Here is a 25017-nt window from a genome sequence, read left to right on the forward strand (position 1 = left end):
AAAAACTCCTGTGTATGAATGTTGGGTGAATCAGATGGCTTCGACGGCCGGATACAGTTCCGTGTCTTCACGCTGCATGCGCTGGACCAGGGCGCGCAGCACCAGGTTCGCTTCGCTGCGAAAAGCCTGTGCTTCCTGCGCCAGGCGCGCGGCCGTGTTCCAGCGTCCGGCAAAGGCCAGGTAGTCGCCGGCGATGCCCTGCATTTCCGTTTCGTACTGGCGGCCCAGGCGCGCCACGGTCGCCACGCCGCACGCTTGCACGGCCGGATACAGGAAGCGCTGCTCGACGGCCAGGTGCAGCTTGACCAGGCCGCTCATGGCGACGATCTGTTCGGCGATCGCCTGCGCTTGCGCCTCCACGCCGCTGCGCGCCAGGGTGCGCAACTGATCGATGGCCGACAGGATGGCCAGGTGTTCGCGTTTGAATTTATCGATATTCATCGTTGTGTTCTTCAAGTGATGGTGGCGCCAGTGTAGCGCTTTACGCATAAACATGCAAATTACATACATGTTTAATGGAAAGCGATCACGGCGGCCCTTGAGCGTGCGCGTGTTGCCGTTCGCCGAAACACCGCAAGCGCCAGCGGTGATCACCATGAAAACCCGAGTTTTCAGGGCGTCGATCAAAAAGTCTCGTCCTTTTTGCTGGAATGTACCCGGGCGAACGCCTTAAAATGTCCCGCCGAGCCTATAATTGCCGCTCGACAGACTGTGTCCCGGCGCCGCCCTATCTGGTGGCGCAGACGGGACGCACGGCACCCCAAACATTATCAGCCAAGGACAAGCATGAACACAGAGACGGGCGCTGGCCAGGCCAGGCAACTGGCCAGCATTATCAGCCAACACCACACGCCATTGCTGGAAGGCTGGATGACCGACCTGATCGGCAGGCTGATGCGTCGTGACAAGATTGCGGAAAACGAATTGCGCCAGCAGGCGTCGCAATTCCTGCCTTCGCTGGCCGGCGCGCTGGAAACGAGCGACTCGTTCGATATCGAGGCGCGCGCCTGGGACGACACGCGCCAGCTGCTGAGCGAAATCTCGCAGTCGCGCGTGCGCCAGGGTTATTCGCCGATCGATACGGCCAGCTTCATCTTCTCGCTCAAGGAACCGCTGTTCGGCTACCTGCGCGCCAGCCTCGTCGGCACCCCGGAACAGCTGGGCGACGCCATCGTCAACACCAGCATCCTGTTCGACAAGCTGGGCCTGCTGACCATCGAGATCTATCAAAAGGCGCGCGAGCAAGTCATCATGCGTCAGCAGCAGGAATTGCTGGAACTGTCCACGCCGGTGGTGCAACTGTGGAAAAACGTGCTGGCCCTGCCGCTGATCGGCACGTTAGATAGCGCCCGTACCCAGGTGGTGATGGAGAACCTGCTGCAGAAAATCGTCGACACCGGCGCCCTGATCGCCATCATCGACATCACCGGCGTGCCGACCGTCGATACCCTGGTCGCGCAGCATCTGCTGAAAACCATCGCCGCCGCGCGCCTGATGGGCGCCGACTGCATCATCAGCGGCATCCGTCCGCAGATCGCGCAAACCATCGTGCACCTGGGCGTGAACCTGGAAGACGTGATCACCAAGGCCACCCTGGCCGACGCCTTCGTGGTGGCGCTGAAACGCACGGGTTCCACCATTACCTACGCCAGGCAAGAGCACTGAGACGCCCATGGAAAGAATTCCCATTTTACGCATGGGCCGGCTGCTGCTGGTCACGATCCAGGTGGACATGCATGACCGCCTGGCCATGACCTTGCAGGACGACCTGACGGAGCGCATCGTCAAGGATCGCGCCACGGGCGTGCTGATCGATATTTCCGCGCTCGACATCGTCGACTCCTTTATCGGCCGCATGATCAGCAATACGGCGGCGATGGCCAGGATCCTCGACGCGCGCACGGTGGTGGTGGGCATGCAGCCCGCCGTCGCCATCACGCTGGTCGAACTGGGCCTGACGCTCGAGGGCGTCAGCACGGCCCTGAACGTGGAACTGGGGATCAGGCTGCTCGAACGGGGCAGCCTGTGGGATTGAAGGCGCATGCGCGCGCAACCATTGCGGGTGCCCCATGAGTGCCCCAGACCAGGCGCAGGTGCTGCCGCTGCATACGGATGAAGACGTGGTGCGCCTGCGCAAGCAGGTCCGTGAAAGCATGATCGCCATGCGTTTCGGCCTGGTCGAGCAGACCAAGTACATCACGGCGGCCAGCGAACTGGCGCGCAATGTGCTGCGCTATGGCGGCGGCGGCGAAGGCCACATCACTTTTCTGCGCGACGGCGCCCGCCAGGGCCTGCAGCTCAGTTTCCGCGACCAGGGGCCGGGCATCGCCGATATCGCGCTGGCGCTGTCGGACGGCTATACCAGCGGTGGCGGCCTGGGCCTGGGCCTGGGCGGCGCCAGGCGCCTGTCCGATGAATTCCAGATCGACACCAGGCCCGGTGTCGGCACCACCGTGACGATTGTGAAATGGAAGCTGTTTTGAACCGCGCCGTATTTTCGCCTGACCTGACGCCTGAGGCCTTCAGGCAACAACGCTTTCCTGTGGGCGAACCGAGCGAAATCGCCAGCGCGCGCCGCGCCGGCAATACCTTGGCGCGCCAGATCGGTTTCGATGACGTACGCACCGGCCAGCTGGCCATCGTCATCACCGAGGCGGCCACCAATATCGTCAAGCACGCCGGCCACGGCGAAATCCTGCTGCGCAAGGTCAGGCGCGGCGCTGTCGACGGCATCGAAGTGCTGGCCATCGACAAGGGGCCGGGCATGCGCAACGTGGCCCGGCACATGGAAGACGGGCAGTCGACGGCCGGCAGCTATGGCGTAGGCCTGGGCGCAATCCGCCGCCTGAGCCAGGAATTCGACATCTATTCACTGCCGGGCCTGGGCACGGTGCTGATGATGGTGGTATGGGGCGCGACCGTCAACGCCGTGGTGCCGGCCGATCCGGGCTGGCAGGTCGGCGCCGTCTGCCTGCCTTTGGTGTCCGAGGAAGTGAGCGGCGACGCCTGGAACGTGGTCTTCGAAGGCCATGAAATGACGCTGATGATGGCCGATGGCCTCGGCCACGGTCCGCATGCGGCCGAGGCGTCGGAGACGGCCAGCGCCCTGCTTGCAAGCTGCGCGCCGGGGCTGGCGCCCTTGCCCGGCGCTTTTCTGAAACTGGCACACGCGGCGCTGGCCGGCACGCGCGGCGCCGCCATGGCGGTGGCGCATGTCGACCGTGAACGGGGCGAACTGCGCTATGCGGGCGTGGGCAATATCGCCGCCTGTGCTTTCGAGGGCGGGCAATGCCGCCACCTGCTGTCGCATAACGGCATCGTCGGCAGCAACCTGCGCAAGGTGCAGCAATTCGAGCATCCGTGGCGCAGCGGCGCCTTGCTGGTGATGCATTCGGACGGCCTGCATACGCGCTGGGATCTCGATCAGTACCCAGGCCTGTCGCAATGCCACCCGGCCCTGATCGCCGCCGTGCTGTACCGCGATTTCGCGCGCGGGCGTGACGATGTCGGCGTGGTGGCGCTGCGCGAGCACCACGCCGACGAGACACTGTCGGAGCCGGCATGACCCAGCGCATCCTGACGGCGGTGATCGGCAATGAACTCGACGTGGTCGGCGCGCGCCAGCGTGCGCGCCAGATCGCAGCCCTGTGCGGCTTTGGCGTGCAGGAGCAGGTGCGCATCGCCACGGCGGTGTCGGAACTGGCGCGCAATGTCTACAACTACGCCGGCACCGGCAAGATCCATTTCGCCATCGACGGCAGCACGGCGCCGCAGGTGCTGTCGATCCGTATCGAAGACTGCGGTCCCGGCATCGCCCAGCTCGATCGCATCCTGGCCGGCCAGTACGAATCGCAAACCGGCATGGGCCTGGGCATCCTCGGCGCGCGCCGCCTGATGGACCGCTTCCATATCGAAAGCAGGCCGGGCAAGGGCACCGACATCACGCTGCAAAAGCTGTTCCCGCGCGATGCGCCGCTGCTGACCGGACCGAAGATCGGCGCCCTGTCGGGCAGCCTGCAGGCGCTGCCCTCCGATATCACCCTGTCCGAAGTGCAGCAGCAGAACCACGAACTGCTGGCCACCCTGGCTGAACTGAAAACGCGCCAGGACGAATTGCTGCAACTGACGCGCGAGCTCGAAGACACCAACCGCGGCGTGGTAGCGCTGTATGCGGAGCTCGACGAACAGGCAGACCACCTGCGCCGCGCCGACCAGATGAAGTCGCGCTTCCTGTCGAACATGAGCCATGAATTCCGCACGCCATTGAGCTCGATCCGCGCGCTGGCCAAGCTGCTGATCGACCGGGTCGATGGCGAACTGTCGGGCGAGCAGGAAAAACAGGTGATGTTCATTTTGCAAAGCGCGGTCGGCCTGAACGACCTGGTCAACGACCTGCTGGACCTGGCCAAGATCGAGGCGGGCAAGGTCGACGTGCACGCCAGCGCCTTCAACGTGGCCGACCTGTTCAGCGCCCTGCGCGGCATGCTGCGTCCGCTGCTGGTGTCTGAGTCCTTGAACCTGACCTTCATCGACCCCGATCCGTCCCTGGAAATGCACACGGACGAAGGCAAGCTGTCGCAAATCCTGCGCAACTTCATCTCCAACGCCTTGAAATTTACCGAGACGGGCGCCATCATCGTCAGCGCCACGGCGCAGCCAGCGGCGGGAGCGATCCGCTTTGACGTGTCCGACACGGGCCTGGGCATCAGCACCGAAGACCAGCAGCTGATCTTCGAGGAATTCAGCCAGGTCGAAAACCACCTGCAGCGCAGGGTCAAGGGCACGGGCCTGGGCTTGCCGCTGTGCCGCAACCTGGCCACCCTGCTCGATGGCAAGGTGGCGGTGCAAAGCACGCCCGGCGTCGGTTCGGTGTTTTCCGTCACCCTGCCGGTGCGCCATGATGCGCGCGCAGACGGCTCGCCGCCGCACGCGGGCGGGGCCGGCGACGACCAGCGCATCCCGGTGCTGCTGGTGGAAGACAATGCGTCGATACGCCTGCTGTATGAAAAGTTCCTGGTCGATACCGAGTTTCGCGCCGTGTTCGCGCGCAGCATACGCGAGGCCATCGAGCAATGGGAGTTGGAACGTCCGGCCGCCGTGGTGCTCGACATCGTGCTGCATGGCGAAAACGCCTGGCACTGGCTGGCCGAACTGAAAAACGACACGCAGCGCTGCCAGGTGCCCGTGATTATCGCCACCGAGATCGAGGACCAGCGCAAGGGCCTGGCGCTGGGCGCCGACGCCTATTACCTCAAGCCGCTGCTGCGCCCGCAACTGCTGTCGACCCTGCGCACACTGGTTCGCATGGCAACTCAACCAGGGAACTAGCGCATGCCTTCGTACAACAATAGCGACGCACTGATACTCAATGTCGACGACAGCGACGGCGCGCGCTACGCCAAGTCGCGCATCCTCACGCGCGCCGGCTTCAATGTGATCGAAGCATCCAATGGCGGCGACGCCCTGATCCGCGCGCGCAAGGACAAGCCGGTGCTGATCCTGCTCGACGTCAAGCTGCCCGACATCAATGGCCTGGAAGTGTGCCGCCGGCTCAAGGACAACCCGGAAACCAACACCATCCTGGTGCTGCAGACCTCGGCCTCGTTCATCGGCACGGCCGACAAGATCCGCGCCCTCGACGGCGGCGCCGACAACTACCTGGTCGAGCCGATCGAACCCGATGAACTGATCGCCAATGTCAACGCCCTGCTGCGCCTGGGCCGGGTCGAACGCGAACTGCGCGAAGTGGACCGGCGCAAGGATGAATTCCTGGCTACCCTGGCGCACGAACTGCGCAATCCGCTGGGCCCGATCCGCACGGCGCTGGCGCTGCTGCGCAAGCTCGATCCGGTGGTGCCGGCGATGCAGGAAAACGCACGCGGCACCATCGCCCGCCACACCGATCACCTGGTGCGCCTGGTCGACGACCTGCTCGACGTGTCGCGCATCTCGCAGGGCAAGATCTCGCTGCAGTGGGAAAGAGTCAGCCTGGCCAGTTTCGTGAAGAGCGCGCTGGAAACCAGTGCGCATATCGTCGTCGAGCGCGGCCATGCGCTGACGGTGGCGCTGCCAGAGGAAGAACTGTGGGTGCATGGCGACCCGGTGCGCCTGTCGCAGATCGTCGCCAACCTGCTGCTCAACGCGGCCAAGTTCACCGCGCCGGGCGGCACGCTCAGCATCAGCGCGCAGCGCCACGGCGAGCAGGTCCGCATCCGCCTGGCCGACAACGGCATCGGCATTGCCGCCGGCAGCATCGACGCCATCTTCGGCCTGTTCGAACAAAGCGGCCATGCGCCGGACCGGGTGCAGGATGGCCTGGGCATCGGCCTGTCGCTGGTGCGCGACCTGGTCAAGCTGCACGGCGGACAGGTCGGCGTGCAAAGCCCCGGCGTGGGCCTGGGCAGCACCTTTGAAGTCCATCTGCCGCTCGACCTGACGGCCGCGCCGCAGGCATTGATAGCGGCCGAGGTGCCCGCCAGCAGCAGCAAGCGCCTGCTGGTGGTCGACGACAATGTCGACGCGGCCGACACCCTGGCCGAACTGCTCGAACTCGACGGCCACGAGGTGCGCACCGCCTACACGGGCGCGCAGGCGGTCGAACGCACCGAGGCGTTCAGACCTGCCATCGTCTTCCTCGATATCGGCCTGCCCGACATGAACGGCTACGACGTGGCCGGCAAGCTGCGCCAGTTGCCGATCCCGCAAGACTTCCTGCTGATCGCGCTGACCGGCTACGGCCAGGAACACGACCGGCGCGCGGCGCTGGCGGCCGGCTTCGACGACCACTTCGCCAAGCCGGTCGACTTCGGCAAGCTGGCCACCCTGGGGCTGCATGTTGGCAAATAAAATGCGCCCGCCCCTGCTACGCATCACCATGATCCTCGGCGCCCTGCACGCCGTGCTCGGTTACCTGCTGCTGCCGGCCCTGCACCTCGCCCTGCCCGGCTTCCTGCTGGGCGGCGCCGTGCTGCTGGCCTCGACCATGCTGATGCCGATGACGATCTTTGCGCGCGCCATCACCCAGGACACGCGCCTGGCCGACCGCCTGAGCTGGGCCGGCTCGCTGTGCATGGGCTTTTTTTCTTCGCTGTTCGTGCTGGCCGTGCTGCGCGAACTGCTGCTGCTGTACCCGCCTGTGCGCCTGCATCAGCAGGCCAGCGCCATCGCCGTGATCGGCCTGGCCCTGCTGGCGACCAGCGTCGGCTTTGTCAACGCGCGCCGGATCGCGCGCGTGAAAGACGTCAAGGTCGCCATCGCCGGCCTGCCGCCGGCGCTGCAAGGCTTTACCATCGTGCAGCTCAGCGACATCCATGTGGGCGCCACCATCAAGCGCGCCTGGGTCGAGGCGATGGTGGCGCGCGCCAACAGCCTGAACGCCGACGCCATCGCCATTACCGGCGACGTGGTCGACGGCAGCGTGGCGCAACTGGGCGCGCATGTGGCGCCTTTGGGTGCGCTGCGCGCCCGCCACGGCGTGTTCCTTGTTACGGGCAACCACGAATACTATTGCGGCGCCGCGCCGTGGGTGGCCGAATTCCGGCGCCTGGGTTTGACCGTGCTGATGAACGAACACCGGGTACTCGGGCACGACGGCGCGCAGCTGCTGATGGCCGGCGTGACCGACTATAACGCCGCGCATTTCGACCCGGCCCACGGCAGCGACCCGCAAGCGGCGATCGCCGGCGCACCTGCCGGCCTGCCCCGCATCGTGCTGGCCCACCAGCCGCGCAGCGCGCCTGCGCTGGAGGCCGCCGGCTTCGACCTGCAATTGTCCGGCCACACCCACGGCGGCCAGTTCTGGCCGTGGAATCTGTTCGTGCCGCTGCAGCAGCCGTATGTGGCGGGCCTGCACCGGCGCGGCCGGCTGCAGATCTATGTCAGTTGCGGCACCGGGTACTGGGGGCCGCCGAAACGGCTGGGCGCGCCGGCGGAAATTACGCGGATTACGCTGGTGGCGGCTCAGGACGCTTAATCCGGGGCCAGCTGCGCCGCAAAATCCTGCTGGCGGAATTGTTCCAGCAGGTAGTCGACAAACACGCGCGTCTTGGCGGGCAGCAGTTTCTTGCCGGGGTAGTAGAGCGACAAGGGGCCGGAGTCGGCGCACCAGCCGGGCAGCAGGCGGACCAGGGCGCCGCTGCGCAAGGGCGCCAAGGCATGGGGCATCGGCAGCAGGGCCACGCCGACGCCGTCGATGGCCGCTTGCGCCATCGCTTCGGGGTCGTCGAAGATGGCGCGCGGCCGGCATTCGGCCACACCTTCGCCACCCTGGCCGTCACGCAGCACCCAGCTGCGCAGGCGGCCGCTGCCGGCCGAGCGGCGCGCAATGCCGTCCAGTTGCGCCAGATCCGAGGGATGGGCAGGCATGGGTTTACCGCGCATATAGGCGGGCGACGCGGTGGCGACGATATGGACGTGCCCCAGCTCGCGCGCCACCACGCCTGGCGTGAGTTCGATGCCGCCGCCAATGGCCACATCAAAACCTTCGCCGATCAGGTCCACCTGGCGGTTATCGAAATGGCAGTCGGGAATCACGCCCGGATAGCGGCGGATAAATTCGGCCAGCAGCGGCACCACATGGCTGCGACCGAACGATGGCGCCAGGCTGATCTTGAGCACGCCGGCCGGCTGGCCGCCCACCTCTGCCACATCGGCGATCGCCTCGCGCAGGGTGGCCAGCGCGCCGCCTATCTGCTGCAGGAAGCGTTCGCCGCCTTCGGTCAGGGTCAGCTTGCGCGTGCTGCGCTGGAACAGGCGCAGGCCCAGGCTGGCCTCGAGGCGCGCCACGTTCTTGCTGACGGCGGCTGGCGTCAGTCCCAGGCGGCGCGCGGCCGCCGAAAAGCTGCCGGCTTCGGCCGACAGTACGAATGATTGCAAATGATTGAGCGCTTCCATGCCGCCATTCTACGCCCTCACTTGATACTGATGGTTGAAAGTGATTGTATCGATTACCGGCTAGCGCACCGCAAGCAACAGGCAGATACTGGCTGCTCCCAACCACTCATTGAAAGCCGATCATGACTGCCAATCACACCCACACTACTTCGCCATTCTCGGGCAAAACCGCATTTGTCACCGGCGGCTCGCGCGGCATCGGCGCGGCCATCGTGCGCCGCCTGGCGCGCCAGGGCGCCCATGTTGTATTTACCTATCAAAGTTCGGCCAGCGACGCCGAAGCGCTGGCCGCCAGCGTGCGCGAGGCCGGCGGCCAGGCGCAGGCGGTGCAAGCCGATGCGGCCGATGCGCAGGCGCTGACGGCGGCCATCATCGAGGCGGCAAAACTGACGGGCAAGCTCGATATCCTGGTCAATAACGCGGGCATCTTCCTGCCCGGCGCCATCGACGATTTTTCCCTTGAAGACTTCGACCAGACGCTGGCCGTCAATGTGCGCGCCGTGTTTGTCGCCATCAAGGCGGCCGTGCCGCTGATGCCGTCGGGTGGACGCATCATCAATATCGGCAGCACCAATGCGCACCGCATGCCGTTTGCCGGCGCGGCCGCCTACGCCATGAGCAAGTCGGCCTTGTCGGGCCTGACCCAGGGCCTGTCGCGCGACCTCGGTCCGCGCGGCATCACCATCAACAACGTCGAGCCAGGCCCGGTCGCCACCGACATGAATCCGGCCACCGGCGATTTTGCCGACCTGATGCACGGCCTGATGGCCCTGCCGCGCCACGGCACCGGCGAGGAAATCGCCGGCATGGTGGCCTATCTGGCCAGCGAGGAAGCGGCGTTTGTCACCGGCGCGGGGTTGAAGATCGATGGTGGCTTTGCGGCCTAAGCGGAACGTTTTTTCGACAGATGGTCGCCGGAACCGGCCTGCAGCCGCCATGTATCGATCATCCCCAGCAGGCTGACCAGGGCCACCAGCACAAAGGCAAGGCGGAACTCGGCGGCCGGCATCTGCTCGATGCCCATTGCGTGCGTCAGCCAGTGCCCGAGACGCACGCCCAGCGCCCCCAGCGCCACGCCCAGTCCCATGGCGACCTGGAAGGCGGTGCTGAACAGGGTGTTGGCGGCGGCCATGCGCGCTTGCGCCATATCGGCAAAGGCGATGGTGTTGTAGGCCGTGAACTGCATCGAGCGCGTCAGGCCGCCGACAAACAGCACGCCAGCGATCAGCCAGACCGGCGTGGCGGGAGTGAGAAAAGCGCAGGCCAGCAGAGACAGCGCATTGATGGCGCCATTGACCAGCAGTACCGGCCTGAAGCCGAAGCGGCGCAGGATGCCGGTGGTGGCCGGTTTCATCATCAGGTTGCCCGCAAAGACGGCAATCACCAGCATGCCCGAATGAAAAGCGTTCAGGCCAAAGCCCACCTGGAACAGCAGCGGCAGCAAAAATGGCACGGCGCCGATCGCCATGCGAAACAGCGAGCCGCCGTAGATGGCGACGGCAAAGGTCGGCGTGCCCAGGGTGCGCAAGTCGATCAGCGGATGCGCAGCCTGTCGCAGATGGCGCACCGCCAAGGCCCCCAGCAGCGCGCCGAGCGCAAGGAACAGGCCCGCTTCGATCCATGGCGCATGGGGCCGGCTCAGTTGTTCTGCGGCCCAGGTCAGGCAGAGCAGCGCGCCACCGGCGTACAGAAAGCCGATGGCGTCGAACGGTTTGCGCTCCAGCGGCCGGTGGTCGGGGATCAGCCGCCAGGCGAAGAACAGCGCCAGCAGGCCCAGAGGCAGGTTCAGGTAAAAGATCCAGCGCCAGGAACTGTAGCTGGTGATAAAGCCACCGAGCGGCGGCCCCAGCACGGGCGCCACCAGCGCCGGCCACGTCAATGTGGCGATTACGGAAATCAGTTTGTGCTTGGGCGTGCTTTTCAACACCACCAGGCGACCGACCGGCACCATCATGGCGCCGCCCACGCCTTGCAGCGCGCGCAGCAGCACGAATTGCGCCAAGCCGTCGGCCATGCCGCACAGGACGGAAGCGATGGTAAACAGCGCCAGCGCGGCCGCGAACACTTTACGGGCGCCAAAACGGTCGGCCACCCAGCCGCTGATGGGAATAAACACGCCCAGGGTCAGCAGATAGGCGCTTACGCCAATATTCAAGTCCAGCGGCGCCACGCCGAACGATCTGGCGATGTCGGGCACGGCGGTGGTGATCACGGTGCCGTCGAGGTTTTCCATGAAAAAGGCGCCCGCCACCAGCAGCGCGATCGAACGCGCCTTGCGCGCGTCATCAAGGTGTATGGCCGGTGTAGCCGCTTGAGCAGTCATGGTGATTCCCGAAAGGTCCAGGCGCCATTATCGCCGAAGCCAGTCTAACCACAAGCTCAAGCGTCAGCGTCAGGCCGCCTGCGCCACCCCGAACATCAGCGAACGGTGCGCCGCCACGCCGGCCATGGCGCCATCGGCCACGGCAAACGCCACATTGCCGGCCGCCCGGGCCGCGTCGCCGCCGCAGAACACGCCGGCCACGCTGGTCGCCTTTGTTTCATCGGTGCGCACCACTGGCCCCATCGGTCCGTCATCGATCGCGCAGCCCAGCTGTTCGGCCAGCGCGCTGGCCTGGTGCGTGCGCGGCACCACGAACAGGCCGGCCATGGCGTGCCTGCTGCCGTCTTCCAGCACCACCTCGGCCACGCCTTCGATGCGCGCGACCCGCCGGCGTTCGAGCGTGCTGCCGCGCCGCGCCAGTTCGGCCAGCTGCGCCGCATCGGGCTCGAACGCGCCATTGAGGAAAAACGTCACCGTGCCCCAGTCGGGCAGCATCAGCGCATGGTGCATCGACAAGGGACTGCTGGCGATCACGCCGATCTGGCCCTGCCCGAGTTCATAGCCGTGGCAATACGGGCAGTGAAACGCGCTGGCGCCCCAGCGCTCGCGCAAGCCCTCGACCGGCGGCAGTTCATCGACCACGCCGCTGGCCAGCACCAGGCGCGAGGCCTGCACGGTGCCGCCGTCATCGAGCGTGACCTCGAAGCCGTCTGCCGTTTGCACGGCCTGGCGCGCACTGCCCTCGCGCCAGCTGACGGTGGCGTACGCCAGCACCTGGCGCTTGCCGTCGGCAGCGATATCGCCGGGCGCCCGGCCGTCCTGTGTCAAGAAGCCATGCGAGTGGCTGGCGTAGCGGTTGCGGCGCTGGCCGGCGTCGATCACCAGCACGCGGCGGCGCGCGCGGCCCAGCTGCATGGCGCAGGACAAGCCGGCGTAGCTGCCGCCGACGATAATGACGTCATAGGGCTGTTGAAGTTCAGGTGTGCTCATGGGCTGGTCTCCGGTGATTGGCATGCAGATGGTTGAAACGCGCGGACAGGTCGGTCAGGCTGACTTCGCCAAGGCGCGCGATCAGCAGCGCTTCGGCTTCGTCAAAGGCGCTCGCCAGCGACTGGTTGACGGCCTGTTCGACCAGGCAGCCCGGCTGCTCGACCCGGTTGCCCATGGCGAACACGGTCGGCGCGCCGACGGCGTCGTAGATATCGCGCAAGGTAACCTGCGCCAGGTCGCAGCTGATCGACCAGCCGCCGCCATGGCCCTTGGTCGAGGCCACATAGCCGCGCTCGCGCAAGCCCGCCATCACGCGCCGCACCAGCACCGGGTTGGTGCCCAGGCAAGCGGCCATTTCCTCGGACGTCATCGCGCGTCCGGCATGCGCCATATGCAATAGCACATGCAATATCGATGAAAGTTTGCTGTCTGGCCTCATGTAACTAATGATATTACATAAAATCCATTCATGCAAACTACCTGCTTTATCAGGGAGAGCCGCAGGCTTGCGCCGCCCTTGCCAGCCACTGCGCGTCGACGGCACCCAGGCGCGTGGTGCATACCTGGTGCGCGCCATTCAACACCACCGTATAGGGCAAGGCACCCAGGGGATTGCCGAACTGGCGCAGCAGATCCCGGCCGCCGGGCGCCGCCAGTTGCAGGTATTGTGCGCCGGCCTTGCGCGCAAACGGCGCCGCGCGTGCCCCTTCATCGATGGCCACGCCGACAAAGCGCAAGGCGGGCAGGCGCTGCCACTGCGATTGCAGCAGCGGCAATTCGCGCACGCATGGCAGGCAATCGCTGGACCAGAAGTTCAGCAGCACGGGACCGGGCAAGGCCGCCAGCGAAACGCTGCGGCTGGCGTCCAGCGTGGGCAGCCTGAACTCAGGTCTGGGCGTCGCCAGCGCCAGCGCCGCCACCAGCGCTATCGCGCTCACGGCGCCACCAGGCTGGCGTCATTGATGCGGTAGTACAAGCCCATCGGGTCGCTTTTGAGCACCGTCATCTTGCCCGTCATGACCATCGGCGCGTAAGTGAATTTGACCGGTGTCCTGCTGTTAATTTCGACCACCCCTTCCGGCCCGGCAGGCAGACAGAACGGGCAGCTGGCCGAGGTCACCGTCAATAGAAAATGTTTTTGTTTCTGCCCCGGCTGCAAGGGCATCATGAAGCCCTGCACCTTGACGTCGGTCTGGTCGAGCGCAGTGATTTCGGGCGTATATTTCGGCACCATGCGCCCGCCCTTCGCTTTCACGGTGGCGGCCTTTGACAGCAGGCTCCAGGGCAGCACGCCGGGCAGATCCCCTAGCGGCGCAAAAAACGACGGTGGCTGGTCGGCGCTGGCAGCGGTGGTGACCTTGGAAACGTGCGTAGCGGCTTGGGCAATACCTGCGGCGAGCAGTAAAACAAGCAGTAATGATTTCATGATCTCTCCTTCAATAGTGGGCCAGCGTGGCGGCGATATCGGTGCGGTAGGCGCGTGCAGCGGGAACGATGGAAGCGAGCAGGCCTACCAGCAAGGCGGCCGGCAGCAGCCAGGCTTCCTGCGGATCGACCTTGAAGGCCGACAGCGCCAGGTTCTGCTGGCCTTCCATCAGTACGCCCAGCAGGCCCACGCCGGCATGGCCCAGCAGCGAGCCCAGCACGGCGCCGCCCAGCGCCAGCGCCATGCCCTGCGTCAACAGCAAGAGCAGCAGCTTGTGCGGCGGCGCGCCCAGCGCGCGCAAAATCGCCAGGTCCGTCTTGCGCTCTTCCAGCGCGTGGTACAGGGCGACGAACATCGACAGGCAGGCCACCGCCAGCACGATGGCGGCGATCGCGCGCAGCACGTTCGCGCCCACGCCCACCAGCTCGAACAATTTGGCCGACTCCAGCGCCGGCTGCGCCGCCTGCAAACGGGTCTGGCCGTTGACCCAGCGCGGCAGGCTGATGGCCGCCAGCGGCGAGGCATAGCGCACCAGCAGCGCGGTGATTTCATGCTGCGCTTCATGCTGAGCTTCATTGACGTGCGCATGCGGCTCGTCCGGGTCGGTTTCGTGCACGCGCCACACGGAAGCGACGGGCGTGACGATCAGCCGGTCGAGCACGGTGCCGGTGGGCCGCAGCACGCCGACCACCGTGTATGGCGCATGGGCATGCACCTCGCCACCGGCCACCAGGCCATGCGAGCCGGCAAAGCGCGAACCCACGGTCGCTCTGGTGTTGCGCGCCACTTCCGCGCCCAGCACCACCTGCATGGCGTGGCCGAACAGCACGCCGCTGGCCGCCTGGCCGCCGTAGTGACGGATATAGTCGACCGTGCTGCCGACGATGCGGTAGCCCTGGTAGCTGTCGCCGAGCGCCAGCGGGATCGCCTCGGCCACCAGCGCATTGGCCTCCAATTCGGCCTGCGCCGAGGCCGGGATATTGCCGGTCGGGATATCGATATGGTAGATCGACGACAGGATCAGCTGCAGCGGCGAACCCTTGGCGCCGACCACCATGTCGATGCCATTGGCGTCTTTCATGGCGCCGTCCTCGAGCTGCCTGGAGGCCGATAAAATAAACGTCATCATCGCCACGCCGATGGCCATCAACAGCAGATTCAGAGACGTGGCCAGCGGCTTGTGGCGCAGCGCGGCCAGCGCCATGGTCACGGCGTTCAGGCGGCGCATGGCAGCTCCCCGCGCAACGGCAGGCACAGCACAGCGGCGCCGGGCAAGGCGGCGATCAGGCGCGCATCGTGGCTGGCGATCAGGAGCGAAGCGTTGGCTTCCCTTGCCTGGCCAGCCAGCAGCGCTACCACCGTGGCGCAGGCCGCATCGTCAAGATTGGCGGTCGGTTCGTCGGCCAGCAGCAGGCGTGGCCGGGGGAACATGGCGCGCGCGATCGCCACGCGCTGGCGCTCGCCGCCGCTCAGCTGGTGCGGCATGGCGTGCGCCTTGTCGGCCAGGCCCAGGCCGGCCAGCAGCGCCTGGGCGCGCTGCACGTCGGCCGGCAAACCGGCCGCATAGGCCGGCAGCAGCACATTGTCGCGCACGCACAAGCTGGCGACCAGCGCCAGTTGCTGCGGCAGCAAGCCGACATGGCGGCCACGCCAGGCGTCGGCGGCGCGCGGCGCCAGGGCCGCGAGGTCAACGCCGTCGATGTCGATGCGCCCCGCTTGCGGGCGCAAAATCGCCCCCATCAGGTGCAGCAAGGTCGATTTGCCGGAGCCCGATGGCCCCAGCAGCAGCGCATGTTCGCCACGCGCCAGTTCAAAAGAAGAAACGGATAGCACGGTCACACCGTTGTAGCGGTGCTCCAGTTGAGTAATGGTCAGCAAATTGGTCTCGATCGGCAATCACAACAAGGCCGCAGCGGCGGCTTGCGCCCTGCGGTCGTGGTAGTGCTATCAGAAGACCAGGCCGGGCGGCCCATGTGCATGGGGAATAATAAAACTGCGCAACACCGGGATGGCCGGCGGCACTGCGCGGGAAAGAAGATGGCTGCCAGCCACGCGCAGCAGCACCAGCGCCGGTGGCGTGAAGGCCTGGTCGGCCGGCGCCACGCTGCCGGCAAAGCAGCTGGCGCAGTCAGACGGGTGGCTGTCGATGGCGTGATCGTGCCGGGCCAGGCCGAACAGCTGCAGCGCCAGCATGGCCATGACCAGCCATGCGAGCCACCGCTTGTACCAGGAACCGTTTGCAACCATAAGACCGGCCATGCCTAAAAACGCAATTGATTTGCGTATATTAGCACGCCAGCCGCACTGGGCTCGGTGCGCTCGCGACGGCGTCGCCGGCATCGCCAGCATCGCCAGCATCGCCTCCAAGGCCGCGAAGGCCTCCAGCGCCAGCCGCACGTTCCCGAATACCTGCTTGAGGATAAAACAATGCCCGCCGATTATACGGTGCGCCATCGGCCAGGCGAGCGCCCATGGGAATACGCGCCGCTTTCACAACTTTAAAAAAACTCAATATGATATTTTTTTCATTATTAAATATTATATCTCACTGATTCAGATATTTTTTTATTTCCATTTATATTATTGTGTTTAATGCAATTTAATGTTGCTTTGCTGCAAATTATTTGATGTAATAAATAGTAACTGCAATCGCTTCCACTTAAAATTGTTATATCTGGAAAACCATTCCTACGCCCCGCAAGGGGTGGCACCTTGACCGCGAACATTATGCCTATACCTAAACCTCTGCTGATCAGTTTATTGCTTGCTTCAATTAACCTGGCCTACGCACAAAATACGCCCGACGCCGGTTCCCTGTTACAGCAGATGGAAAGAGGCCGCGCCCCTGCATTGCCCAAAAAATCGCCGCAGGAATTAATGCCGGCGCCGCCACCGATGCAGGACGTGCAGGGATTATCCGTTACAGTGAAACAATTCCGTTTCCAGGGCAATACCTTGTTGAGCGAGGCGGTGCTGGCGCAGGTGGTGGCGCCCTACCTGGAGCGGCCACTATCGTTTCAGGACTTGCAGGACGCAGCGCTGGCTGTAGCGGCCGCCTACCGTCAGGCAGGCTGGGTCGTGCGCTCCTACCTGCCGCGCCAGGAAATCGATGGCGGCACCGTCACCATCCAGATCGTCGAGGCGGTGTTTGGCGGCGTGCGCGTCAATCCGGGCGACAAGGCCACGGCACGCCTGCCGTTCCAGCGTATCGCACCGTATGTCACCAGCGCCCAGCCGGTCGGCGCGCCACTGAACGCCGACGCGCTCGACCGCGCCCTGCTGGTGATCGACGACTTGCCCGGCATCAGCGCCAGCGGCAATCTGGCCGCCGGCCAGCAGGAAAACCAAACCGAGTTGCTGATCAAGCTGGAAGACGAAGCGCTGCTGACGGGCGACGCGGCCATCGACAACACCGGCAACCGCTCCACCGGCACCACCCGCGCCAGCGTCAACCTGGCCCTCAACAGCCCCTTGTGGATCGGCGACCAGCTCATTGGCAATTTGATCCATACCGAAGGCAGCGACTATGCGCGCCTGGCCTACAGCCTGCCGCTGGGCACTGCAGGCTGGCGCGCCGGCGTCAGCGGCTCGCACCTGGCGTACCGGCTGACGGCCGATGACTTTTCCGCGCTGCATGCCAAGGGCAGCTCGAACACGGTGGGGCTCGATGCCAGCTACCCGCTGCTGCGCTCGCGCCTGCGCAATCTGTATCTGCAACTGAACTACGACGACAAACGCTTCGACAATCAGGCGAACCGCGCCACCAGCAGCAACTACAGCATCCGCAGCTTCTCGGCCGGCCTGTCGGGCAATCTGTTCGACAGCCTGGGCGGCGGCGGCGCGAACGCGGGCAATCTCAGCCTGGTGCACGGCAAGCTGGACCTGGACGGTTCACCCAACCGGCCGGCCGACGCCGCCACCACGCGCGCGGCCGGCAACTTCACCAAGCTGCGCTACTACCTGAGCCGCCAGCAGGCGCTGACGGACAGCTGGTCGCTGTTTGGCGCCCTGTCCGGCCAGCAGGCCAGCAAGAATCTCGATTCCTCCGAAAAATTTTACCTCGGTGGCAATTATGGCGTGCGCGCCTACCCGGCCAGCGAAGCGGGCGGCAGCGATGGCCAGCTGGTCAACCTGGAACTGCGCTGGCGCCTGCCGGCCGGCTTCGGCCTGACCGGCTTCTATGACTGGGGCCATGTGACAGTCAACCACGACAACGCCATCAATGGCGCGGCCATCGTCAACAGCTACCAGCTGAAAGGCGCGGGCCTGGCCGTGAACTGGGTCAGCGACTTCCGCCTGAACCTGCGGGCCGCCTGGGCGCGCCGGATCGGCGGCAATCCGAATCCGAACATCAACGGCAGCGACCAGGACGGCACGCTGCACAAGAATCGCTTCTGGCTGCAAGCTTCGCTGCCATTCTGACCCTGTCGCCCCATCAAAATAATTAGAGAGAATCAACATGAACGGACACGCCACCATCAACCGCTTCTATCGCCTGATCTGGAGTGAAAAACAGGGCGCCTGGGTCGCCGTCGCCGAAAACGTGCGCGGACGCGGCAAGAGCAGCGGACGCGGCGCTTTCATGGCCGCACTGTTTGCCGGTCTGGGTCTGGCGCCGTTTGCATGGGCGGGGCCGCCGGGCGCCAACCAGTTGCCAACCGGCGGCCAGGTGGTCGGTGGCGCGGCGACGATCACCCAGAGCGGCAGCCAGATGACGATCAACCAGGCGAGCCAGCGCGGCGCGATCGACTGGCAGACCTTCAATCTGGGGTCACAGGCGCAAGTCAATTTCCAGCAGCCCAATAGCGGCTCGGTGACCCTGAACCGGGTGCAGGACAGCCAGGCCAGCCAGATCTTCGGCCGCATCACCGCCAACGGCCAGGTGTTTCTGAGCAATCCGAACGGCGTGTATTTCAGCCCCACCTCATCGGTCAACGTGGGTGGCCTGGTGGCCACCACGCATGCCATCGGCACGGCCGAGTTCATGGCCGGCAGCAATACCTTTGAACGCAACGGCGCCACCGGCAGCGTCATCAACGACGGCAGCCTCAATGCCAGCCTGGGCGGCTATATCGCCCTGCTGGCGCCGCAGGTGCGCAACAACGGCATCGTCATCGCCCAGGCCGGCACGGTGGCAATGGCCGCCGGCGAACAGATTTCCCTGCAGTTTGCCGACAGCCGTACCCTGGCCGGCGTGCTGGTGTCGCCCTCGACGATTGCGGCACTGGTGGAGAACGGCTCGGCCGTGCAGGCGCCTGGCGGCATGATCATCATGTCGGCCCAGGCCGCCAATGACTTGCAAGGCGGCGTGGTGCGCAATACGGGCAGCGTGGCGGCGACGGGATTGGCCTCGCGCGGCGGCAAGATCGTGCTCGACAGCACTGGCCTGGTCGACAACAGCGGCAGCCTCGATGCCTCGGGCGCGCCGGGCGGCAAGGGCAAGGTGACGATCAGCGGCGAGCGCATGGCCAGCAGCGGCGCCGTGCGTGCCGATGGCGGCGGCACGATCAGCAGCACACTGACCCATGGCCTGGTGGAAACGGCCAGCGCGGTGATCTCGGCCCAGGGCGGCGGCAATATCACCGTCGATGGCGGCGCCGGCAAGGTCTATACGTCGGGCAACTACAATGCCGATGGCGAACAAGGCGGCAAGGTCGTCATCACGGCCAATGAGGTAGCGCTGATGGGCGCGAAGGTCAGTGCCACCGGTGTCAGCCAGGGCGGCGCCATCCTGATCGGCGGCGACTATCAGGGCAAGAACGCCGACGTGCACAATGCCGCCAAGACCTCGGTCGGCGCCGGCGTCACGCTCAATGCCGACGCCACCGGCAATGGCAATGGCGGCAAGGTGGTGGTCTGGTCCGACGAAAAAACCGTGTTTGCCGGCGAGCTCACGGCGCGCGGCGGCGCGGCCGGTGGCGACGGCGGCATACTGGAAGTGTCGGGCAAGGAAACCCTGTATTTCGGCGGCAAGGCCGACGCCCACGCGGCCAAGGGCAAGTCGGGCGCCCTGCTGCTGGACCCGAAAGACATCTATATCGACAGCGATCTGTCGGGCCAACTGGAGCTGGTCGATCCGCATCCCACCGCCGGCGGCAGCTTCGGCAAACTCAACGCGCCCCTGACCACCACCTCGGGCAGCACCGCCACGCGCACCGGCTACATCGTCGTCACCAATCCCAACGACAACCTCGGCGCGACCAACTCGGGCGCCGCCTACCTGTTCCGCCAGAGCGACCAGGCGCTGATCTCGACCCTGTACGGCACCCACGCGGGCGACAAGGTCGGCAGCAATGGCGTGACGTCGCTGACCAACGGCAACTATGTCGTTTCCAGCAACTTGTGGAACGGCGGCATGGGCGCTGTTACCTGGGGTAACGGCACCACCGGCTGGGGCGCCAGCGCCTTGGCCGTCTCATCGAGCAACAGCCTGGTCGGCAGTCACGCCACCCATAAAAGCACCATGAACCAGGACACCTCCGACAACATCGGTGCTTACGCGATCACGGTACTGAACAATGGCAACTACCTGGTCGGCACGCCCAGCTGGTCCGACAATCGCGGTGCGCTCACCTTCGGCAATGGCAGCACCGGCGTTGCCGGCATTGTCAGCTCTGCCAACAGCCTGGTCGGCAGCACCGCCATGACCGTGGTGCCGGCCGACGGTTACAAACGCTACAAAAGCGGCGACCTGGTCGGTTCCGGCGTGACGGTGCTGGCCAATAACAACTATGTGATGGCCAATGAAAACTGGAACAAGGGCGTGGGCGCCGTCACGTTCGCCTCCGGCACCACCGGCATCAAGGGCGTGGTCGGTACTTCCAACAGCCTGATCGGCGACAGCAGCCGCTTCGATTCCACCGGCGCCGGCACCGGCACCGACAAGGTCGGCAGTCGCGTCATGGTGCTGACCGGTTCGCAATTCGTCGTCTACGGCTCGGACTGGAAAAATTCCTCGGGCGCCTTGACCTCGTTCGACGGCGTCACCGCCATCACCGGCCTGGTATCGGCCAGCAACAGCCTGGTCGGCACTGCCGGCGACAGCCTGTCCAGTGGCGGCCTGACCCTGCTGCCATCGAACAATGCATTCGTGATCAGCAGTCCCAGCTGGAATGGCGGGCGCGGCGCAGCCACCTGGGTGCCGTTCAGCACCGATGTCAAGACCGTCTCCGTGGCCACCAACGGCGTGGTGGGCGCCAATGCCGGCGACAGCGTCGGCAGCAAAGCCATCGCCCTGCTGGCAAACAATGACTATGTCGTGATCAGTCCGAACTGGAGCAGCGGCAAGGGCGCCGCCACGCTGGTCGATGGCACCACCGGCAAGGCCAAGGCCGACCAGAGCGGCAACGTCTCGGCAAGCACCAGCCTGGTCGGCGCGCAAGCGAACGACGTGGTCGGTTCAAACGGCATCCTGGAGCTCAAAGGCAATGGCAACTATGTCGTGCTGAGCCCCTATTGGGCCAATGGCAGCAACACCAAGGCCGGCGCCGTGACGTGGTCGAGCGGCAGCACGCCGACCGTGGGCGTGGTGGGCACCAGCAACAGCCTGGTGGGCACCTCGGCCAACGACCGCATCGGCAGTTATCAGTATAACTACTATCAAGCAAACAACAGCAATGCCTTCCTGAGCGAATCGAGCAGCATCACCTTGCTGAGCAACGGCAATTACGTGGTGGCCAGCCCGATGTTCAACGGCACGCGCGGCGCCGTCACCTGGAGCAGCGGCGCCACCGGCGCCACCGTCGATGCCGGCCATACCATTACCGCCACCAATAGCCTGCTGGGCAGCAACACTGCGGACTTTATCGGCGGCTTCATGGGCCCGAACGATGTGATCACCAATGCCGGCAACCATACCGTCACGCATTACGATTCGATCTCGACCGGCGTCACGGCCCTGTCCAACGGCAACTATGTCACGATCAGCAATTATTGGCGCAACGGCGCCGCCCTGCGCGCGGGCGCGGTCACCTGGAGCGACGGCGCTGGTACGCCAACGATCGGGCCGGTTTCCGCCAGCAACAGCCTGGTCGGCACCGTGCAGGACGATATGGCAGGCCTGGCCAAGAACAACACCTATGGCCTCACCCTGCTGCAAAGCGGTTACGACAGCGCCGGCAATATCAGCTATTCTGGCAACTACGTTGTCACCAGCAATAAATGGGACAATGGCAGCATCGTCGACGCCGGAGCGGTCACCTGGGGCAGCGGTACGGCTGCGCTGAGCGGCGCCATCTCGGACAGCAACAGCGTGCCGGGCCTGAAAACCGATGACGTGAAAGAATGGGGGCTGACCGCCCTGCCCGTCAACGGCAACTACCTGATCCAGAACCAGTACTGGAACAATGGCGCCGCCATCGGCGCCGGCGCCTTGACCTGGGTTGACGGCAGCAGCGGACGCCTGCTTGACCATGCGGCGCAAGGCAACCACAATATCGTCTCCGGCGCCAACAGCCTGGTCGGCAGCCACAGCGGCGACAATGTCGGCAACACCGTCGACTACCTGTACAACCTCGACGCCACTACCGGCCAGCAACGGTTTACCGGCAACTACGTCGCCCTCAGCTACAACTGGACCAACGACACCAGGCAATACGCCGGCGCCGTGACGTGGGGCAATGGCGCCACCGGCGTCAAGGGCGTCATCACCCGCGCCAACAGCCTGATCGGCGAAAAGGAAAACGACGCCCTGGGCGCCTATTATGTCGCGCTGACGAACGGCAACTTCGTGGTGGCCAACCCCACCCTCGACGTTGGCGGCGTGGTCAATGCCGGTGCCGTGAGCTGGGTCGATGGCAGCACCGGCCGCCTGAACGACTACGCCGCCCAAGGCAACCAGAACATCATGTCCGGCGCCAATGCGCTGGTGGGCAGCCACACCAATGACTATGTGGGCGGCATTTTGTCGCCAGTTGTCAACTATACATCCAACCCCGCCGACTATGGCAATACAGGCTATTTCATCATGTCGCCGGACTGGAATTGCAGCGCCGGGGCGGTCAATTACATCAGCGACGCCAGCGTGCCCCTGATCGGCGTGGTCGGTGCCGGCAACGCGGCGGTGGGCAATCCGAATAGCCGTTTCTGGGGTGGTCTGACCTATAATCCGAACATCTCGCTCACCTCCGGCGGCGCCGCGACGGTGACCTTCACCGGCGACAATGGGCATGTGGTGCTGCTCAGCACCACCATGCCCACGCCGGGCGCCATGACGCTGCCGGGCGCCACCCAGTTCGGCGATGCACAGGGTGCAACCCAGGCCATGACCCCCGACTATATCGCCGGCGTGCTCAAAACGGGCACCAGCGTTACCTTGCAGGCGAATAACGACATCTTCGTCAAGAACGGCATCGACGCCACCGGCGGCACGGCCGGCGGCGCCCTGACCATGCAGGCGGGCCGCAGCATCACGGTACTGGGCGACATCATCACCGGCAACCGCGACCTGAACCTGATCGCCAACGACAGCGTGGCCAACGGCGTCAAGGACGCCTACCGAGACGCCGGCATCGCCACCCTGAGCATGGGCAGCAACAAGCAGGGTGTGGCCGCCAGAATCGATGCCGGCAGCGGCGACGTGTCGCTGCTGATCGCCGCCGGCGCCGACAAGACCAACAATATGGCCGGTTCCATCAGCGTCAACAGCATCACCGCGCGCACCATCAAGCTGATCAACCAGGGCAATGGCGCCGGCACGGTGGGCGACTTGCCGAACCTGGCAGCCAATTGCTGTGGCTTCGACCTCGGCTACCGCGGCATCGGCGCCGACGTCACGCTGAACGCGGGCGCGGTCCTGAGCGCCAGCGGCAGCGGCGACGCCGTCACCCTGGCCGCCAAGGGCAATTTCAACAACAATTCCGGCAATGGCGCCGGCAGTATCGCCATGAGCGACCCCGCCGCACGCTGGCTGGTTTACGCCAATGCGCCGGGCGGCAGCACATATGGCGGACTGGACAGCCAAAACACGGCCATCTGGAACGCCACCTATACCGGCACGCCAGTCACGCAAACCGGCAACCGCTATGTGTTCGCCTACCAGCCCACCATCACCGTCGGCACGCAAGACGTCAGCAAGACCTATGGTGAAGACCTGACCACCGGCACCACGCTGGTCGACCGCGTGGTCAGCCTGTCGGGCGGCCAGACGGCGCAAGCGGGCGCGTATCTGGCCGACACGGTGGCCACTGCGCTGTCGGGCACCATTACCGCCACCTCAAGCGGCGCCGCCGCCAATGCCGGCGTGGCTGGCGGCCCGTACGCCATCACGGTCAATTTGTCGGGCGCGACCGGCAACAATGGCTATGCCGTGGCCCTGGGCAGCAACACGGCGCGCACCATCACGGTCCAGGCCAAGACCCTGACGGCGGCGTTAACGGGCGTCACCAAAACCTACGACGGCAGCACCACCGCCAACCTCGGCGCGGCCAACTACAGCCTGACCGGCCTGGTGGGCGCGGACGCGTTCAACGTGACCAAGTCCACCGCGGTATACAACCTCAGCGGCACAGGCGCCAGCAGCGCCAGCACCACGCTCGCTGGCGGCGACTTCAGCGCTGCCAACGGCTCCTTGTCCAGCAACTATATCTTGCCGACCTCCGCCAGCGGCGCGGCCAGCATCACGCCCAAGGCCCTCACTGCCGCCCTCACCGGCGTGACCAAGACCTATGACGGCACGACCAGCGCGGCGCTGAGCGGCGCCAACTACCAGCTCAGCGGCTTCGTCGGTGCCGAATCGGCCACCGTCAGCCAAGCGGCGGGACAGTACAACTCGGCCAATGTGGTCGGTGCCAGCAGTGTCAGCGCCAGCCTGGCGGTGCCGGACTTCACGGCCGGCGCCAGCACCTCGCTGGCCAACTACGTGCTGCCGACAACGGCGACCGGCGCGGCCACCATCACGGCCAAGGCGCTCACTGCCAGCCTCACCGGTGCTATCGTCAAGGCCTATGACGGCGGCCTCACTGCAGTGCTCAACCCCGGCAACTACAGCTTGAACGGGTTCATCGCCGGTGAATCGGGTGGCATCACGCAAACAGCAGCGCTGTACAACTCGGCCAACGTAGCCGGCGCGACCACCGTGACCGCCAACCTGTCGAGCAGCGACCTGGTCGCGGGGGCGTCGACGCTGGCGTCCAACTACAGCTTGCCGGCGTCGGCGAGCGGCGCGGCCAGCATCACGGCCAAGGCCCTGGGCGCCACCATTAGCGGCGTGGGCAAGGTCTACGACGGCGGCACGGCGGCCGCGCTGACCGGCGCCAACTATCAGCTGACAGGCCTGGTCGGCGGCGAGTCGGCCAGCGTCAGCCAGACAGCCGGCCTGTACAACTCGGCCGATGTGCTGGGCGCAAACAGCGTCAGCGCCAGCCTGTCCGGCGCCAACTTCACGGCC

Annotated in this window: 21 protein-coding genes; 11 read left to right on the forward strand and 10 right to left on the reverse strand. The window is 65.4% G+C overall.

What is annotated here, in order from left to right; genetic code table 11:
- Window positions 1–30: 30 nt before the first annotated feature.
- A complete protein-coding gene (locus CD932_RS17690) occupies window positions 31–441 on the reverse strand; it encodes a hemerythrin domain-containing protein (RefSeq protein WP_094444098.1) in 411 nt (136 codons plus the stop codon).
- 345 nt (window positions 442–786) lie between these two features.
- Here CD932_RS17690 and CD932_RS17695 point away from each other — a divergent pair, with 345 nt between their 5' ends.
- Genes CD932_RS17695 through CD932_RS17725 form a run of 7 tightly spaced genes read left to right on the forward strand, consistent with a single transcriptional unit; the run spans window position 787 to window position 7972 of the window.
- Window positions 787–1665, forward strand: coding sequence for an STAS domain-containing protein (locus CD932_RS17695; RefSeq protein ID WP_094444099.1), 879 nt, complete (start codon window positions 787–789; stop codon window positions 1663–1665).
- Between the two features lie 7 nt (window positions 1666–1672).
- Window positions 1673–2035, forward strand: coding sequence for an STAS domain-containing protein (locus CD932_RS17700; protein WP_094444100.1), 363 nt, complete (start codon window positions 1673–1675; stop codon window positions 2033–2035).
- A gap of 34 nt (window positions 2036–2069) precedes the next feature.
- A complete protein-coding gene (locus CD932_RS17705; protein ID WP_094444101.1) occupies window positions 2070–2483 on the forward strand; it encodes an ATP-binding protein in 414 nt (137 codons plus the stop codon).
- Window positions 2468–3565, forward strand: a complete 1098-nt coding sequence (locus CD932_RS17710) for an ATP-binding SpoIIE family protein phosphatase (RefSeq protein ID WP_094444102.1) — start codon at window positions 2468–2470, stop codon at window positions 3563–3565. Before CD932_RS17705 ends, CD932_RS17710 begins: the two co-directional genes overlap by 16 nt.
- Window positions 3562–5328: an ATP-binding protein gene (locus CD932_RS17715; RefSeq protein WP_094444103.1), complete on the forward strand. Its 1767-nt coding sequence runs from the start codon at window positions 3562–3564 to the stop codon at window positions 5326–5328. The genes CD932_RS17710 and CD932_RS17715 overlap by 4 nt, the downstream gene beginning before the upstream one ends.
- 3 nt (window positions 5329–5331) lie before the next feature.
- The gene (locus tag CD932_RS17720) at window positions 5332–6846 is read left to right on the forward strand and encodes a response regulator (RefSeq protein ID WP_094444104.1); all 1515 of its coding nucleotides are present in this window, start codon (window positions 5332–5334) and stop codon (window positions 6844–6846) included.
- 1 nt (window position 6847) lies between these two features.
- Window positions 6848–7972, forward strand: coding sequence for a metallophosphoesterase (locus CD932_RS17725; protein ID WP_094444105.1), 1125 nt, complete (start codon window positions 6848–6850; stop codon window positions 7970–7972).
- On the opposite strand, the gene CD932_RS17730 is transcribed toward CD932_RS17725, so the two are convergent.
- Complete coding sequence (locus CD932_RS17730; RefSeq protein ID WP_094444106.1) at window positions 7969–8892, reverse strand: LysR family transcriptional regulator; 924 nt, start codon at window positions 8890–8892, stop codon at window positions 7969–7971. The two genes, CD932_RS17725 and CD932_RS17730, sit on opposite strands and share 4 nt — an antisense overlap.
- 122 nt (window positions 8893–9014) lie before the next feature.
- Here CD932_RS17730 and CD932_RS17735 point away from each other — a divergent pair, with 122 nt between their 5' ends.
- The gene (locus CD932_RS17735) at window positions 9015–9779 is read left to right on the forward strand and encodes an SDR family oxidoreductase (protein WP_094444107.1); all 765 of its coding nucleotides are present in this window, start codon (window positions 9015–9017) and stop codon (window positions 9777–9779) included.
- Here CD932_RS17735 and CD932_RS17740 read toward each other — a convergent pair.
- The 8 genes from CD932_RS17740 to CD932_RS17775 form a co-directional block, all read right to left on the reverse strand.
- Entirely contained in the window at window positions 9776–11215 is a 1440-nt protein-coding gene (locus CD932_RS17740; protein ID WP_094444108.1) for an MFS transporter, read from the reverse strand. The genes CD932_RS17735 and CD932_RS17740 overlap by 4 nt on opposite strands.
- A gap of 69 nt (window positions 11216–11284) precedes the next feature.
- Complete coding sequence (locus CD932_RS17745; RefSeq protein WP_094444109.1) at window positions 11285–12205, reverse strand: NAD(P)/FAD-dependent oxidoreductase; 921 nt, start codon at window positions 12203–12205, stop codon at window positions 11285–11287.
- Window positions 12192–12644, reverse strand: coding sequence for an Rrf2 family transcriptional regulator (locus CD932_RS17750; protein ID WP_094444110.1), 453 nt, complete (start codon window positions 12642–12644; stop codon window positions 12192–12194). Before CD932_RS17750 ends, CD932_RS17745 begins: the two co-directional genes overlap by 14 nt.
- 49 nt (window positions 12645–12693) lie before the next feature.
- Window positions 12694–13143, reverse strand: coding sequence for a TlpA disulfide reductase family protein (locus CD932_RS17755; RefSeq protein WP_094444111.1), 450 nt, complete (start codon window positions 13141–13143; stop codon window positions 12694–12696).
- Entirely contained in the window at window positions 13140–13631 is a 492-nt protein-coding gene (locus tag CD932_RS17760) for a DUF3299 domain-containing protein (protein WP_094444112.1), read from the reverse strand. Before CD932_RS17760 ends, CD932_RS17755 begins: the two co-directional genes overlap by 4 nt.
- Window positions 13632–13641: 10 nt before the next feature.
- A complete protein-coding gene (locus CD932_RS17765; RefSeq protein ID WP_176461031.1) occupies window positions 13642–14859 on the reverse strand; it encodes an FtsX-like permease family protein in 1218 nt (405 codons plus the stop codon).
- Entirely contained in the window at window positions 14847–15509 is a 663-nt protein-coding gene (locus tag CD932_RS17770; protein ID WP_176461032.1) for an ABC transporter ATP-binding protein, read from the reverse strand. The genes CD932_RS17765 and CD932_RS17770 overlap by 13 nt, the downstream gene beginning before the upstream one ends.
- A 69-nt stretch (window positions 15510–15578) precedes the next feature.
- On the reverse strand, window positions 15579–15824 hold the full coding sequence (locus CD932_RS17775) for a hypothetical protein (protein WP_141213284.1): 246 nt from the start codon (window positions 15822–15824) through the stop codon (window positions 15579–15581).
- Between CD932_RS17775 and CD932_RS17780 the strand changes: the two genes are divergently transcribed.
- From CD932_RS17780 to CD932_RS17790, 3 genes are all read left to right on the forward strand, one after another.
- On the forward strand, window positions 15823–16224 hold the full coding sequence (locus tag CD932_RS17780; RefSeq protein WP_141213285.1) for a hypothetical protein: 402 nt from the start codon (window positions 15823–15825) through the stop codon (window positions 16222–16224). The two genes, CD932_RS17775 and CD932_RS17780, sit on opposite strands and share 2 nt — an antisense overlap.
- Window positions 16225–16508: 284 nt before the next feature.
- Window positions 16509–18053 (forward strand): ShlB/FhaC/HecB family hemolysin secretion/activation protein, encoded by a 1545-nt coding sequence (locus tag CD932_RS17785; RefSeq protein WP_254926654.1) that lies wholly within the window; start codon window positions 16509–16511, stop codon window positions 18051–18053.
- Window positions 18054–18090: 37 nt separating this feature from the next.
- Window positions 18091–25017 (forward strand): filamentous hemagglutinin N-terminal domain-containing protein (locus CD932_RS17790; RefSeq protein ID WP_094444466.1); only part of this gene is annotated, 6927 nt, incomplete at its 3' end.

This window comes from Janthinobacterium sp. PC23-8 (assembly GCF_002250505.1).
In the GTDB taxonomy this organism is placed as follows: domain Bacteria; phylum Pseudomonadota; class Gammaproteobacteria; order Burkholderiales; family Burkholderiaceae_D; genus Janthinobacterium.

Coding starts and splice junctions, on each gene's coding strand:
- CD932_RS17690 (WP_094444098.1), bottom strand. CDS start 441: ATGAATATCGATAAATTCAAACGCGAACACCTGGCCATCCTGTCGGCC.
- CD932_RS17695 (WP_094444099.1), top strand. CDS start 787: ATGAACACAGAGACGGGCGCTGGCCAGGCCAGGCAACTGGCCAGCATT.
- CD932_RS17700 (WP_094444100.1), top strand. CDS start 1,673: ATGGAAAGAATTCCCATTTTACGCATGGGCCGGCTGCTGCTGGTCACG.
- CD932_RS17705 (WP_094444101.1), top strand. CDS start 2,070: ATGAGTGCCCCAGACCAGGCGCAGGTGCTGCCGCTGCATACGGATGAA.
- CD932_RS17710 (WP_094444102.1), top strand. CDS start 2,468: ATGGAAGCTGTTTTGAACCGCGCCGTATTTTCGCCTGACCTGACGCCT.
- CD932_RS17715 (WP_094444103.1), top strand. CDS start 3,562: ATGACCCAGCGCATCCTGACGGCGGTGATCGGCAATGAACTCGACGTG.
- CD932_RS17720 (WP_094444104.1), top strand. CDS start 5,332: ATGCCTTCGTACAACAATAGCGACGCACTGATACTCAATGTCGACGAC.
- CD932_RS17725 (WP_094444105.1), top strand. CDS start 6,848: ATGCGCCCGCCCCTGCTACGCATCACCATGATCCTCGGCGCCCTGCAC.
- CD932_RS17730 (WP_094444106.1), bottom strand. CDS start 8,892: ATGGAAGCGCTCAATCATTTGCAATCATTCGTACTGTCGGCCGAAGCC.
- CD932_RS17735 (WP_094444107.1), top strand. CDS start 9,015: ATGACTGCCAATCACACCCACACTACTTCGCCATTCTCGGGCAAAACC.
- CD932_RS17740 (WP_094444108.1), bottom strand. CDS start 11,215: ATGACTGCTCAAGCGGCTACACCGGCCATACACCTTGATGACGCGCGC.
- CD932_RS17745 (WP_094444109.1), bottom strand. CDS start 12,205: ATGAGCACACCTGAACTTCAACAGCCCTATGACGTCATTATCGTCGGC.
- CD932_RS17750 (WP_094444110.1), bottom strand. CDS start 12,644: ATGAGGCCAGACAGCAAACTTTCATCGATATTGCATGTGCTATTGCAT.
- CD932_RS17760 (WP_094444112.1), bottom strand. CDS start 13,631: ATGAAATCATTACTGCTTGTTTTACTGCTCGCCGCAGGTATTGCCCAA.
- CD932_RS17765 (WP_176461031.1), bottom strand. CDS start 14,859: ATGCGCCGCCTGAACGCCGTGACCATGGCGCTGGCCGCGCTGCGCCAC.
- CD932_RS17780 (WP_141213285.1), top strand. CDS start 15,823: ATGGCCATGACCAGCCATGCGAGCCACCGCTTGTACCAGGAACCGTTT.
- CD932_RS17775 (WP_141213284.1), bottom strand. CDS start 15,824: ATGCTGGCGCTGCAGCTGTTCGGCCTGGCCCGGCACGATCACGCCATC.
- CD932_RS17785 (WP_254926654.1), top strand. CDS start 16,509: ATGCCGGCGCCGCCACCGATGCAGGACGTGCAGGGATTATCCGTTACA.